The following is a 12613-nucleotide window of genomic DNA, read 5'->3' on the forward strand; positions in this document are numbered from 1 at the left end:
CCCCGCCGGCGGCGCCGGCCCTACCGAGGCAATACCAATGTTTGGACTTGACCAACACGAGGCCGTGTTCTCGAACCTCAACCTGAGGAAGGAGAAGCACGGTGAAGACAAGGTTCCCGCAGCCGACATGAAATTCGCGGTGCAGGCGCAGAACACCATCCTGGACACCATCGACCCGGCTATCCGCCCGGCGTTCTTCCGCAAGGCCAAGCGCGGCGAACAGCAGTCCCTGCCCATTGATGGCAACGACCTGGTCGCACTGAATCTCCCCATTCTTGGCAAGCAGAAGATCGAATTGAAGATCGGCGGTTACGAGCTGCGCATCGACTCGCTGATGGGCCACATCGAGCCCCTGTTCTTCGCTGACTGCAAGCTCAAGGAACTGACGTGAGAGGCAATCGAAGGCGGCAGCGTCAGCATCCTGCTGACCGTGCAGTCCACGCTCGAAGACGAAGACGCGGCCCCTCTGCTCGCCGCATGGAGCCGCGGCGAAGTGACCGTGACCCTGGTTCCGCCGAAGCCGGCCGAGCAGCAGAAAGACCTGGCCGACGCAGCCTGATCCCCCTGCCCTGCGCCCGTCCCCAGCGCAGGGCGCAACGCGGCAACTGGCCTCCCCACCAGTTCCGCACCCGCGCCGGCCGGGCAATGCCGGCACCTATTCCCATAACGCCGGCAGCGCCGGCTGGAGATATCCGTGAACCAGATCGTCCCCATCGAGCACTCCATCTACGGCACCAAGGACGCCTTCGCCTCGGTGCTGACTGATCGTTCCATCAACTTCGACCGTGAAGCTGAGTTCGCGCTCCAGTCGCTGTACGGCAACGACTACGCGATGAAGAACGCCATGCAGAACCGGCAGTCGGTCATCAACGCGGTGGTCAACATCGCGGCCATCGGCATCAGCCTCAACCCCGCGAAGCGGCAGGCCTACCTGGTTCCCCGCGACAACAAGATCTGTCTGGACATCAGCTACATGGGCTTGATGGATCTGGCCATCGATTCCGGCTCGATCCGCTGGGCGCAGGCTGAGTTGGTATTCGAGCAGGATTCGTTCGTGCTCAACGGCTTCGACAAGCCGCCGGCACACACCTATGACCCATTCTGCACTGATCGGGGCGAGGTCGTTGGCGTCTACGTCGTTGTGAAGACCGCCGATGGCGATTACCTCACGACCACCATGGGCCGGCAGGAGATCGACGGCATCATGAATCGGTCGCAGTCGATGAAGTCCGGCAAGTCCTCGCCGTGGAAGACCGATTGGGGCGAGATGGCCAAGAAGACGGTTGTGAAGCGCGCCTACAAGTACTGGCCGAAGACCGAGCGCCTGGACACTGCAATCCACCATCTCAACACCGAAGGCGGCGAAGGCCTCGCCCTGCCCGCTTCGCAATCTACCGCCGCCAACCGCGCACCCCTTCCGCCGCCACCGGACAGCCCGGAGCGTGATGCGCTCTATGCAGACCTGCAGAACATCGCCAGCGGCGGCATCGACGCCTACGCACAGGCCTGGAGCAAGCTCACTGCGGTGCAGCGAAAGATGATCGGTCACTCAGGCCACGAAGTACTGAAACGTGAGGCCGAGCTGGCAGATGCTGAGGTGTCCGAATGATCGTCATCAACTGCGACCAGGGCAGCGACGCGTGGCACCGCGCCCGCGCCGGTGTGATTACAGCCAGCATGTTTGCAACGGCTCGCGCGCGTGTCGGTGAGCTGGACGACCGCCAGAAGGCCTATGTTGATTCCATCTTGTCGGGCAAGTCCGAGAAGGACGCGATGGCAAAGGCCGGTTACAAGGCCGTGCCACGCTCAGCCATCATCGAGCGCGCAATTGCCGGCGAGCCCATCGGCGACTTCGGCGAGGTGGCCAAGAATTACGCCTTCCGCCTGGCTATTGAGCGCATCAGTGGGGAGCCGCTGGACGAAGGCTTCGAGACCTTTGCCATGCGCCGTGGCCACGAACTGGAGCCGGCAGCCCGCGCGGAGCATGAGGTGCAATCGGGCCTGATCGTCCAGCGCGCCGGCTTCGTGCTCAGCGAAGACGGCGCCTACGGCTGTTCGGCCGATGGCTTCATCGGAAACAACGGCGGCTCGGAATACAAGTGCTTCATCAACCCCGAGAAGCTGCGCGCCTTCCACATCGACAACGATGCGAGCGAGGTGTTCGAGCAGGCGCAGGGCTGCATGTGGCTGACTGATCGGAAGTGGTGGCATATCGGCTTGTACTGCCCCGCCCTCGCCCCTGTCGGCCGCCAGCTGTGGTGGCGCCGCTTCGACCGCGACGATGCCTACATCGAAAAGCTGCAGAACGACTTGGCCAGCTTCAAGGCGTTGGTTGACGGATTCGAGCAGCAACTGGCGCAGGAGCAGGCCGCATGAAGATCACGCACGCCTCATACCGCAGCTACGTCCTGCCCCAGCACCACCGGAACCGCACGGCAGCCAATGCAGCGCGCTTCGCCCAGGTCGTAGAGGGCAAGCGCGTCAGCACCGCGCAGATCGCAAAGCGAATCGGCGTGACTCACGAAACCGCACGACTGCGCACAAAGCGCGGCCCGTTCCCGCTGACTTGGGCGGGGCTTTCAATTCGAGGGGGTAAGGCATGAACGGATATACCGCAGCAGACATGAGCACGGCAGCGGCGAATGGGTTCCGCGATGGATTGGCTGCACAGCCCGGCGCAGCGCAGGAGGCGGTGGCGTATCTCGACATCGGCGCTGGCGGTTATCTTGACCTCGGCAGCAACCTTCCCGAAGTGCAGCTTTTGGCGTTACCGAAGGGCCGCCACGCGCTGGGGATCATTGGCACCTATGGCATTGACGGCTATGCAGCCGCCCCCGTCGCCGCAGCGCCGGTTGATGATGGCTGGCATCTGCGCGGGTATGCCTACGCCAGCAAGCAGAAAACTACCTGCGCAGGCTGTGGCAAACACAAGCACACGCCGCTGCGCATCGACGCGATGGGTGGCTATGTCTGCTTGACCTGCATTGACCATAAGCTGGGTTCACTGCTCGGTGAGTTCGGAAGCACCCCCGAAGCGCCGGGGATCTACCTGAGCAAGCTGCAGCGTTACCGCATGGCGTCCGATGCCAACGACGTGCGCAATCTCTACAAGGACGACACCGGAACGTGGGTCAAGATTCAGGACGTTGAGCGCGCCCTGATCGACGCCAGCCCCAAGGGCGGCAGCACTGATGCGAAGGACGCGGCGCGGTATCGCTACCACCGGGACAGGGGCCTCACTTTCGTGGAGAGGAACAATTACTGCGCCTACCGAGTTACCAAGACCGGGGACGCTGCTGATACCGCGACAGACGCCGCAATGCAGGTCACCAGCGCCGAGGTGGGGGCGTGATCCGCCACATCCCGGTGCCGTCGTGCGCCTCGTGCCCCTACCGCCAGTATCACTACAGCCAGCATGAGTGCAGCCGGATGGAGTTCCAGAAACTGCCCCAGCAACAGTCGCAGAACGGCAAGAACACGCCGATCCCTGATTGGTGCCCGTTGCCTCCACACCCGTCGTTCAACCAGCAGCCCGCCAGCCACGGCGCGGGGGTGTCCAATGGCTGACAACGTCAAGGCATGGCCGAAGCCCACCGGCGTACCGCGCGATCTTCCTAAGCGCATCGTGCGGCCATGCGACTACGGGCTGTATTCCGCCGTGATCGCGCTCGAAACCCAGCTCGGAACCATCGAGGCATACAACCGGATCGTGGAAGCGGCTACGGCGATGCGCGCCAAGATCGATGCAGGCAATGCCAAGCCTCAGAGCCCACTCTTTGCTGTGCACATCAAAGGGGGCCAGTGATGGATGACCAGCAGCGCGCCAGGGAGTTGCTTGCGCAGGAGTACGAGCGCCTTGGATGGCCATCACTTTGGGCCAAGATGACTTTATCCGGCGAAATTGGAGACTTCGAGAAGGAGCCAATGCTTGCAGCCATTGTCGCCGCCCTGCGCTCGAGCGACGTGGCCCTGCGCGTGGCGATGACGACGCTGGAGCTGATCGCAACTGCACCCGACGACCAGGGCGCGAAGTTGAACGCAGCAAGTTGCGTCGCGTTCTTGACGACGCAGGGTGCTGCTGGGCACAGCGCGCCAAAGCCGAGCCCGTATGGCTGGGTGATCACCGGGGATAGCGGGAGCTTCTTCTGCCCGGCATCGGCACGCTCAGTCATGGAATCCAACTCGACGGAGCTGGCCAAGCAGCTCGGCATCACCGTCGTGGAAGTGTTTGAGAATGGCCTTACGGCCATCCCGTGCACCGCACCGGAGGGGTTCGTGCTGGTGCCGGTGGAGCTGACCGACGAGATGTTCAATGCAGGCTTGTTCGCGCCCCTTGGGGAGAATTCCGCCGATTTCGTCAATGAGTCATGGGCCGCAATGCTCGCCGCCCGCCCGCAGGGGGTGAAGTGATGATGCGTGAAGTGACCGAACGCGATTTCCGGATGCCAGAGTTCCGCGACGCCGACCCAAAGGACTACGAATTTAGGGACGACGGCAAGGTGGTGCGCAAGGACCGCTGGGAGACCGGAATTCACAAAATCCGCTACGCGCTGGGGGATCATCGCCACGAGTTCGAGATTGACGACCTGGTGATGGCCGTCAAGGCAATTGTCGGCACCATCGAGCCACAAGGCGACGACGACGAGCCGTACAGCCCGCAGGGGGTGAAGGATGCTGGCTGACGCTCCCGTGGTTCTCGACCCGTGCTGCGGCGGACGAATGATGTGGTTCGACCCCGACGACCAGCGCTGCCTGTTCGGCGACCAGAGGCACGAGACCATCATCGTCACCGACCGGACACATCACGACGATGGCACGCGTGCCGTGCATATCCACCCGGATGCGCTCCTGGACTTCCGCGCCCTGCCGTTCGCCGACAACTCGTTCCCGCTGGTTGTGTTCGACCCGCCGCACCTTGTGCGCGCAGGCCGGCAGAGCTGGCTGGCCGCCAAGTACGGCAAGCTCGGCAACGATTGGCGCGAGGATCTGCGCGCCGGCTTCGCTGAGTGCTTCCGGGTGCTGCGGCCAGAGGGCGTGCTGATCTTCAAATGGTCGGAAGTCCAAGTGGCCACCCGCGAGGTGCTGGCATTGACGCCGTACAGGCCGCTGTTCGGGCATCCGTCGGGTAAACGTGCCGGCACGCACTGGATCACCTTCATGAAGCAAGCGGACAGCCCGCAGGAGGCGAGCGATGCGTGACATCGTTGAACGTGCGAAGGAACTGGCCCACCGCGCCCACGCCGGACAAGTGGATAAGGCTGGGCGTCCGTACATCGAGCATGTCGCCCGTGTCGCGGCTGCGGTTTCGGACGACCCCGAAGCTGAGGCTGTTGCATGGCTGCATGATGTGCTGGAGGACTGTAGTGACGAGTATGCGGAGGCCGTGCATGCGTTCGGATGGCGCATCCTAGGCGAAGTTCGCGCACTGACGCGAACGCAACTCACGCCGGAAGATCACTACTACGCGCGGATTCGCCGCCACCCAATTGCCCTGCGCGTCAAACTGGCCGACATAGCGGACAACGCGAACGAGGAACGGCTGGCGCTTCTGGACGAACAAACCGCCGCGCGGCTTCGCAGGAAGTACACAGAGGCCCGGCGTGCATTGGGGGTGGTCGATGCGTGAGCAGGAGCAAGCAAAGCACTCCGCGCGCGTCTATCTCAACGAAGCGCGCAACCGGCGCAGCACCCCGTTCTTCTGGAAGCTGATCGCATGGGCGGGCAATGCCAGACGCAGGGCCACGCCGCAGACCGCGGCTCCCGCAATCCAAGCGCCGGCCCAACTGGACCTGTTCGCATGACCACAAATCGCAAGATCGGCGCCAGGGCGCTGGGAGGAGAAATGCAATGAGTGCAGCAGAGAACATCCCGTGGGAGCTCCGGGCTATCGGCGCTGAAGAGGTTGGTGCCCTGCTCGGCCTGGCCGCGCGCACGGTGCTGGAGACCGTCGCCTGCCGGCCGGACTTCCCCATCCGGCTAACCATGCGCCCCGCGACGTGGGTGGCTGGTGAGATTCTCGAATGGCGAAACGCAAACCGCGCCGGAATCCCCAAGGGACGCCGACGCGGTAAGTAACGCCATCATTACGCCAAACTGCTCTGCAACCATTGGTACTGCTTGGTTGCTGGTGCCGAAGGTGGGACTCGAACCCACACGCTTTTAAGGGCGGCGGATTTTGAATCCGCTGCGTCTACCGATTCCGCCACTTCGGCTGGCTGGCCGGCGATTATAGCGGAGGTTTTTGCACTTGGGCAGGTACTTTTGGATTTTTTTTGTGTAATTCGTCTTTCACGGACTGGCTATACTCGGGGCATTCGGAAACGGGGAGTGGCCGATGCCCTCGCTTCAAGGTCTACGGGTGCTCATTGTCGAGAACGACGAGCTCAATGCCATGCTGCTGCAACTGCAGCTGGAGGGGGAAGGCGTGCAGGTACTGGGGGTCGCGCCTTCGGTGGCGACGGCGCTGCAGATGCTCGGCAGGCTGAAGCCGCAGCTGGTGTTCCTTGACTATTGGCTTGCCCATGGCGAAACCAGCACCCCGATAGCGGAACAGCTGTACCAACTGGGCACCCCTTTCCTGGTTGCCACCGGCATGGACGTTTCGCTACTGCCGGAGGTGTTCGACGCCGGCATCAAGCTGGCCAAACCCTACACGGGAAATGAGTTGGCCATCGCGCTGAAGCAAGCACTCGCGCTGGCATAGTGCGAGCAAAAGGCCCCGGCATGCCGGGGCCTTTCATAACGCGTCACGCACCCGGACCGATCACTGCTTGCTACGGGCACGCGCAAAGGCATCGGCCAAGGCATTATTGGCCGGCGCAGAGGCCGGGCGCGCCGATGGCGCCGGCGCCCCGCCATTACGTCCAGCACGACTGCCGGCACCACCATCGCGGCGCGCGGCGCTCCCCTGCCCTTGCCTGTCCTCGCGCGGGGTTGACCTGATTGCAGGCGCATCCTCCAGGCGGCGTGTCAGGGCGATGCGCTTGCGCGGCACATCCACCTCCAACACCTTCACCTTGACGATATCGCCGGCCTTGACCACATCACGCGGGTCTTTGACATAGGTGTCCGACAGCGCGGAGATGTGGATCAAGCCGTCCTGGTGCACGCCGATATCCACGAATGCACCAAACGCGGCCACGTTGCTGACGACGCCTTCGAGAATCATGCCTTCGCGCAGATCCTTGATGTCTTCCACGCCATCGGCAAAGCGCGCTGCCTTGAACTCCGGGCGCGGGTCGCGGCCGGGCTTCTCCAGTTCCTTGAGGATGTCGCGGACAGTCGGCACACCGAAGGTCTCGTCGGTGAACTGTTCGGCCTTCAAACCCCGCAGATAACTGCCGTCGCCCAGCAGCGCCTTGATCGGGCGATCCGCCGCCGCGACGATGCGCTGCACCACCGGATACGCCTCCGGATGCACGGCCGACGCGTCCAGCGGCTCGTCACCGTCGCCAATGCGCAGGAAGCCGGCGCACTGCTCGAATGTCTTGTCGCCCAGGCGCGGCACCTTGAGCAGATCCTTGCGCCGCTTGAACGGGCCGTTCTCGTCACGGTGGCGAACGATATTCTCCGCCACCGTGGCCGACAGCCCGGACACGCGCGAAAGCAGCGCCGCCGACGCCATGTTGACGAACACGCCCACGGCATTCACGCAGTCTTCCACCCGCGCATCCAGCGCCTTGGCCAAACGGTACTGATCCACGTCGTGCTGGTATTGGCCCACGCCAATGGCCTTGGGTTCGATCTTGACCAGCTCCGCCAACGGATCCTGCAACCGGCGCGCGATGGACACCGCGCCGCGCAGCGAGACATCCAGGCCGGGGAACTCGCGTGCCGCAAATTCCGACGCCGAGTACACGGATGCACCGGCCTCACTGACCACCACTTTCTGCAGCTTCGGGTTGCCGCATAGTTGAATGGCTTCACCCGCCAACTTGTCGGTTTCACGGCTGGCCGTGCCGTTGCCGATGGCGATCAGTTCAACCCCGTGTTTCATGCACAGGTGTTTGATCGTCTGCAGCGATTGCTCCCACTGCCGGCGGGGTTCGTGCGGATAGATGGTGTCGGTGGCCACCAGCTTGCCGGTGGCATCAACCACGGCGATCTTGCAGCCGGTGCGGATGCCCGGATCCAGGCCAAGCACCGCCTTGGGGCCGGCCGGCGCAGCCAGTAGAAGGTCCTTGAGGTTGTCGCCGAACACTGCAATCGCTTCAGCCTCGGCCTTTTCGCGCGCCTGATTGAACAGATCCAGCAACAGGTGCATGTGCAGCTTCGCGCGCCAGGTCAGGCGGCAAGCGTCGAGCAACCAGCGATCCGCCGGGCGCCCCTTGTCGGCGATGCCGGCCTTGAGTGCCACGCGTCCTTCGCCATACTGGTGGCCGGTTTCGGCATCGCTTCCCGGGTCCAGTTCCAGAAACAGAATTTCCTCCCGACGGGCCCGGAACAAGGCCAGCAAACGGTGCGACGGAATCTTCGCTAGCGATTCGGCATGGTCGAAATAGTCGCGGTACTTGGCTCCTTCGTTCTCCTTGCCTTCGGCGACACGCGCGCGAATGACGCCCACTTCGCCCAACCACTGACGCAGCTCACCGACGAGTGCGGCATCCTCGCTCCAGCGTTCCATGAGGATGGCGCGGGCGCCCTCCAAGGCGCCCTTTCCATCGGCCACGCCTTTTTCGGCATTCACGAAACCGGCAGCAAAGGATTGCGGATCGAGGGACGGGTCAGCCAACAAGCCATCGGCCAACGGCTCCAGCCCTGCCTCGCGGGCAATCTGTGCCTTGGTGCGGCGCTTGGGTTTATACGGCAGGTAAAGGTCTTCAAGGCGGCTCTTGGTATCGGCACCGAGGATGTCGTTACGCAGGGCGTCGGTCAGCTTGCCCTGTTCTTCGATGCTCGCCAGCACGGTGCGGCGGCGGTCCTCAAGCTCGCGCAGGTAGGTCAGGCGCGTTTCGAGGTTGCGCAGTTGCGTGTCGTCCAAGCCACCCGTGACTTCCTTGCGGTAGCGGGCGATGAACGGGACGCTGGCACCTTCGTCCAGCAACGCGATGGCGGCATTGGCCTGTGCGGCCTGGGCGCCGATCTCAACGGCGATGGTCTGCGCAATCTGCTGCGCGAGCTTGGAATCTTGCATTGCCTGCTGCGGAACCCACGGGAACGGTAGTCTGCATTCTGGCAACGCGAGGCCGCTGGCGGAAGCCATTGACAGCGCGCACCGGACCTGTCGCCCGGCGCGCCGGGGGCATCACCCCAGGTGTTGGCTCAAACGCTGGGAGGCGATGTCCTCGCGCAGGTCCTCCAGCACCATCACGCGCATGCGCGCGCGGCCACTGACCTCCATCATCCGCTCCACATAGAACTCCGGACCATTTTCCGTGTCCGCGCGGGTCTTGCTGAAGCCGTAGGGCACCACGCCCTTGTCGCCATCCTTGCTGCCACCGATATAAAGAACGATTGCCATGGTGGTATGTACTCCGATTGATTCTGCAACAGCGCCACCATACGCAGGTGGGTGTTACCAGGATGTACATAAAAGGTTTGCGGGCCATGACCGCCGCATTTCCATATGACGACACTGCATGAATGCCGGTTCAGTTCCACCACGGCCACCAGCCGCGTCCATGCATTGCGTAGTGATCCGCTGCGCGCTCAAACGGGTTGCGGACACTCACTCCCCCACACAACAGGTACAGCGGAAGAAACAGCGGCCCCAGCAACAGATACTGGAAAACATGCGCGCGTTCATGGTCACCCAGGCGCACGCGCGGATGCTGGCAACGGCCGGCGCGGTGTTCATAGGTAAGGCAGAGGCCATCCAGATCATCGCCGGTATGCAGGATCACCATGCCCAGCGTGATCGCACCGCCCGGGCCCCATGGCCAACCACGGAACACCAATGCGCATTCGCGGCGGCTCCAATACGCTCGCGCACCCGCAGCCGTGCCGATGAGCCCAGCAAGCAGGCCGATCAACGTATTGGGCAAGGTCCAGAGCGCCCCCAGCACCAGCAGCACACGAAGGCCGCCACGCCATCGTGATGCGTCTGCCGGGGACACCGGATCAATCATGCGTACCCCGGCTTCACGGCTGCGCCTGACGCAGATCCCGCAGCCGTTGCTGGAACCACGTTGCCGCATCCTGCTCGGCTGCACCCGGGCAGGCCACACGATACGGCTTGCCGCTGATGCTGCTGCGGCTGGCGGCGCGGTCAATGAACTGCTCGGCGGTATCGGCCAGGTTGCGCTTGAGCAGATAGTCATACTTGCGCTGCAGGTGCGCGCGCGCCTCGGCCGGCGCATGCCAACTGCCATTGCGCTGGAAGCGGCAGCCGGAGCTCTCCAGTGCCTGCATCAAGCCGCCGATCTCACGTTGCGTCGCGGCGCTGGGTGCGGCACCGGCCACGGCACTCCACAGCACAAGCGCCGACGCGGCAAGAAACATGACACTTCGATTCATATACGTTTACTCAACCAATCGTGGATGGAACCGGGCACTTCCCGCTGCGCGCGTCCGGATACATAGATGCCGATATGCCCGCCGCGGAAGCCAATTTCGGTGTAGTCGCTGCTGCCCACCTGTGTGCGCATGGCCCGCGAGGCAGCAGGTGGCACCAGGTGGTCCTGCTCGGCGTAGATGTTGAGCACCGGCATGGTCAGCGCTTTCAGATCCACCGGCTCCTCGCCAATGCGGATGCTGCCGTTCATCAGCCCGTTGGCCTGGTAGAACGCCTTGACGAACTCACGGAAGGTTTCACCCGCGAGATCGGGCGAATCAAAGATCCACTTCTCCATGCGCAGGAAATCTTCCAGCGCCTGCTTGTCGTCAAGGATGTCCATCAGCCCGACGTACTTCTGCACGTTCAAGCGGAACGGCTTGAGCATGAGGTAGCTGGCGTTCATCAGGTCGGCCGGAATGTTGCCCAGCGTGTCCACGAACAGGTCCACATCCACCTGCCGCGCCCAATGCGAGAGCATGTTGTCCGGCGTCTGGAAGTCCACCGGCGTCACCATCGTGATCAGGTTGCGCACCTTGTGTGGGCGCAGGGCGCTGTAGCACAGCGAGAACACACCGCCCTGGCAGATGCCGAGCAGGTTGACCGGCTCACCATCGTGCTGCGCACGCAGGTGATCCACGGCGCCGTCGATGTAGCGCAGCAGGTAGTCCTCCAGCGTCAGATAACGCTCGGATCGGTCCGGGTAGCCCCAATCGAGCACATAGACGTCCTGCCCCAGCGCCAGCAGCTTCTGCACCAGTGAACGGCCGTCCTGCAGGTCAACCATGTACGGCCGGTTGACCAGCGCGTAGATGATCAGCAGTGGTGACAGTCCGTTGCTGGGCTGGCTGCCGACGAAGCGATACAGCTTGACCTTGCCGTCACTCCACACTTCCTCACGCTCGGTAACGCCGTAGTCGACATCCTCGACGCCCGGCAGCAACTTCAACCCATCCAGCAGCTTGCGCTGCCATTGCAGCGTTTCCTGCAGCAGGTCGTCGCTACCAAAACCCAGCGGGCCCTTCATGCCTTGCCTCCGCTACGCGTGGTCTTTGCCTGAGCAGACCTGGGTGCGGACTTCTTTGCCCTTACGCCCGGCGTTGCCTTTGCCGCTGGTTTCGTCTTTGTGGCCGACTTCGCCTTCGCCGCTGGCTTTGCCTTGGCTTGCGGCCTTGTCCCAGCCTTTGCCTTGCGGGTGCTCTGCGGCACAGCAGCCGCTTCCGCCTGACTGCCAGGAGCAGCTGCCGCGGCGATCAGGCGACGCACCTGCCGCTCCAGCTCGGTGATGCGGCGATGCGCGGCATCCATCTCGGTGCGGGTCGGCATGCCCAGGGTTTCACAGGCGCGTTCCAGCTCGCGCTGCGACGCGGCGCGCAGGCGCATCTGCGCATTGGCCAGGTCGGCATAAACACGCTGGAAATCCTCAGACAACGCGACCTTGGCGTAAGCCTCCTCGGCCGCATCGATCCACAGGTCGAACATGGCGCGGGCGCTGGTCAGCTGACTGCCCGGCACCTCGTGCTCGGCCAACTTCGCCTCGAAACGCCTGAAGGCATCATCCAGCACGTTGCGGAGGGTCTCCACGTACACATCCGCTCGCCCCTGGTACTCGCGCTGCATCTTCAACAATGCCTGCCAACGCGCCTGATGCTCACGCGCCGGGCCAAAGGCAGGCGCCCGCAGCCACTCGTCGCCGCCAAAGCCTGCCTGCACAGTGCGCGCGAATTCGCGCATCCATGGCTGGTCGTTGAGTGCATTGCCGCCGCGGGCGGCGCCCAGCATCCAGCGCAGCAGGCCTTCGCCCTGCCCCTGTACCGCCTCACGCCAGGCGCCGGCGACTTCGGCCGCGCTGGTGTCCTGCCCGGCAAAACGCGCGGCAACCTGTTGCATCAGGCTGAACCAGTCTCCGGCCTGGTGTTGGAAACGCGCGCCCAGATCCTGCACATCGGCCGGGGCATCGGTGGTGACCAGGCGAGCCCATTTTTCGATGCTCTCACGCCAGGGGAAATCCCCCGCTGATGCGTCCAACTGCACCTGGGACGCCTGCGCCAGCGCTTCCCAATAGCGGCGCATTTCCGCCTCAAAGCCTTCGTTTCCGTTGTTGCCCGAGCCACTCATCGA

The 12613-nt window shown here is 63.6% G+C and carries 21 protein-coding genes and 1 tRNA gene; 15 read left to right on the plus strand and 7 right to left on the minus strand.

Annotated elements, in window-relative coordinates; genetic code table 11:
* Positions 1 to 37 precede the first annotated feature (37 nt).
* The 14 genes from ACVOLO_RS00390 (at position 38) to ACVOLO_RS00455 (ending at position 6075) form a co-directional block, all read left to right on the plus strand.
* On the plus strand, positions 38 to 391 hold the full coding sequence (locus ACVOLO_RS00390) for a hypothetical protein (protein WP_481568288.1): 354 nt from the start codon (positions 38 to 40) through the stop codon (positions 389 to 391).
* A 39-nt stretch (positions 392 to 430) separates the two neighbouring features.
* Complete coding sequence (locus ACVOLO_RS00395; protein WP_481568289.1) at positions 431 to 559, plus strand: hypothetical protein; 129 nt, start codon at positions 431 to 433, stop codon at positions 557 to 559.
* 135 nt (positions 560 to 694) lie between these two features.
* Positions 695 to 1609, plus strand: a complete 915-nt coding sequence (locus ACVOLO_RS00400) for a recombinase RecT (RefSeq protein ID WP_481568290.1) — start codon at positions 695 to 697, stop codon at positions 1607 to 1609.
* A complete protein-coding gene (locus ACVOLO_RS00405) occupies positions 1606 to 2376 on the plus strand; it encodes a lambda exonuclease family protein (RefSeq protein ID WP_481568291.1) in 771 nt (256 codons plus the stop codon). The genes ACVOLO_RS00400 and ACVOLO_RS00405 overlap by 4 nt, the downstream gene beginning before the upstream one ends.
* On the plus strand, positions 2373 to 2603 hold the full coding sequence (locus tag ACVOLO_RS00410) for a hypothetical protein (protein WP_481568292.1): 231 nt from the start codon (positions 2373 to 2375) through the stop codon (positions 2601 to 2603). The genes ACVOLO_RS00405 and ACVOLO_RS00410 overlap by 4 nt, the downstream gene beginning before the upstream one ends.
* Positions 2600 to 3352: a hypothetical protein gene (locus ACVOLO_RS00415; protein WP_481568293.1), complete on the plus strand. Its 753-nt coding sequence runs from the start codon at positions 2600 to 2602 to the stop codon at positions 3350 to 3352. Before ACVOLO_RS00410 ends, ACVOLO_RS00415 begins: the two co-directional genes overlap by 4 nt.
* Complete coding sequence (locus ACVOLO_RS00420; RefSeq protein WP_481568294.1) at positions 3349 to 3567, plus strand: hypothetical protein; 219 nt, start codon at positions 3349 to 3351, stop codon at positions 3565 to 3567. The genes ACVOLO_RS00415 and ACVOLO_RS00420 overlap by 4 nt, the downstream gene beginning before the upstream one ends.
* Positions 3560 to 3805: a hypothetical protein gene (locus ACVOLO_RS00425; RefSeq protein ID WP_481568295.1), complete on the plus strand. Its 246-nt coding sequence runs from the start codon at positions 3560 to 3562 to the stop codon at positions 3803 to 3805. The genes ACVOLO_RS00420 and ACVOLO_RS00425 overlap by 8 nt, the downstream gene beginning before the upstream one ends.
* Positions 3805 to 4410 (plus strand): hypothetical protein, encoded by a 606-nt coding sequence (locus tag ACVOLO_RS00430; RefSeq protein ID WP_481568296.1) that lies wholly within the window; start codon positions 3805 to 3807, stop codon positions 4408 to 4410. The genes ACVOLO_RS00425 and ACVOLO_RS00430 overlap by 1 nt, the downstream gene beginning before the upstream one ends.
* The gene (locus tag ACVOLO_RS00435; RefSeq protein WP_481568297.1) at positions 4410 to 4682 is read left to right on the plus strand and encodes a hypothetical protein; all 273 of its coding nucleotides are present in this window, start codon (positions 4410 to 4412) and stop codon (positions 4680 to 4682) included. Before ACVOLO_RS00430 ends, ACVOLO_RS00435 begins: the two co-directional genes overlap by 1 nt.
* Positions 4672 to 5199: an SAM-dependent methyltransferase gene (locus tag ACVOLO_RS00440; RefSeq protein WP_481568298.1), complete on the plus strand. Its 528-nt coding sequence runs from the start codon at positions 4672 to 4674 to the stop codon at positions 5197 to 5199. Before ACVOLO_RS00435 ends, ACVOLO_RS00440 begins: the two co-directional genes overlap by 11 nt.
* The gene (locus ACVOLO_RS00445; protein ID WP_481568299.1) at positions 5192 to 5626 is read left to right on the plus strand and encodes an HD domain-containing protein; all 435 of its coding nucleotides are present in this window, start codon (positions 5192 to 5194) and stop codon (positions 5624 to 5626) included. The genes ACVOLO_RS00440 and ACVOLO_RS00445 overlap by 8 nt, the downstream gene beginning before the upstream one ends.
* Complete coding sequence (locus ACVOLO_RS00450; RefSeq protein WP_481568300.1) at positions 5619 to 5801, plus strand: hypothetical protein; 183 nt, start codon at positions 5619 to 5621, stop codon at positions 5799 to 5801. The genes ACVOLO_RS00445 and ACVOLO_RS00450 overlap by 8 nt, the downstream gene beginning before the upstream one ends.
* A gap of 46 nt (positions 5802 to 5847) precedes the next feature.
* Positions 5848 to 6075, plus strand: a complete 228-nt coding sequence (locus tag ACVOLO_RS00455) for a hypothetical protein (RefSeq protein WP_481568301.1) — start codon at positions 5848 to 5850, stop codon at positions 6073 to 6075.
* Between the two features lie 50 nt (positions 6076 to 6125).
* Here the strand turns inward: ACVOLO_RS00455 and ACVOLO_RS00460 are convergent.
* Positions 6126 to 6212 (minus strand) — tRNA-Leu (locus ACVOLO_RS00460).
* 122 nt (positions 6213 to 6334) lie between these two features.
* Here ACVOLO_RS00460 and ACVOLO_RS00465 point away from each other — a divergent pair.
* Positions 6335 to 6703, plus strand: a complete 369-nt coding sequence (locus ACVOLO_RS00465) for a response regulator (RefSeq protein WP_481568302.1) — start codon at positions 6335 to 6337, stop codon at positions 6701 to 6703.
* 60 nt (positions 6704 to 6763) lie between these two features.
* On the opposite strand, the gene ACVOLO_RS00470 is transcribed toward ACVOLO_RS00465, so the two are convergent.
* The 6 genes from ACVOLO_RS00470 to phaE all read right to left on the minus strand — a co-directional run bounded on the left by ACVOLO_RS00470 (position 6764) and on the right by phaE (position 12610).
* Positions 6764 to 9133, minus strand: coding sequence for a Tex family protein (locus ACVOLO_RS00470; protein ID WP_481568303.1), 2370 nt, complete (start codon positions 9131 to 9133; stop codon positions 6764 to 6766).
* Positions 9134 to 9244: 111 nt separating this feature from the next.
* Entirely contained in the window at positions 9245 to 9460 is a 216-nt protein-coding gene (locus ACVOLO_RS00475) for a hypothetical protein (RefSeq protein ID WP_481568304.1), read from the minus strand.
* Between the two features lie 130 nt (positions 9461 to 9590).
* Positions 9591 to 10010 (minus strand): hypothetical protein, encoded by a 420-nt coding sequence (locus ACVOLO_RS00480; RefSeq protein WP_481568487.1) that lies wholly within the window; start codon positions 10008 to 10010, stop codon positions 9591 to 9593.
* A 70-nt stretch (positions 10011 to 10080) separates the two neighbouring features.
* Entirely contained in the window at positions 10081 to 10455 is a 375-nt protein-coding gene (locus tag ACVOLO_RS00485) for a YfeK family protein (RefSeq protein ID WP_481568305.1), read from the minus strand.
* On the minus strand, positions 10452 to 11519 hold the full coding sequence (locus tag ACVOLO_RS00490; protein ID WP_481568306.1) for a class III poly(R)-hydroxyalkanoic acid synthase subunit PhaC: 1068 nt from the start codon (positions 11517 to 11519) through the stop codon (positions 10452 to 10454). The genes ACVOLO_RS00485 and ACVOLO_RS00490 overlap by 4 nt, the downstream gene beginning before the upstream one ends.
* Positions 11516 to 12610, minus strand: a complete 1095-nt coding sequence (phaE, locus tag ACVOLO_RS00495) for a class III poly(R)-hydroxyalkanoic acid synthase subunit PhaE (protein ID WP_481568307.1) — start codon at positions 12608 to 12610, stop codon at positions 11516 to 11518. The genes ACVOLO_RS00490 and phaE overlap by 4 nt, the downstream gene beginning before the upstream one ends.
* Positions 12611 to 12613 lie beyond the last annotated feature (3 nt).

It is taken from the genome of Stenotrophomonas sp. STEN056 (assembly GCF_056759635.1).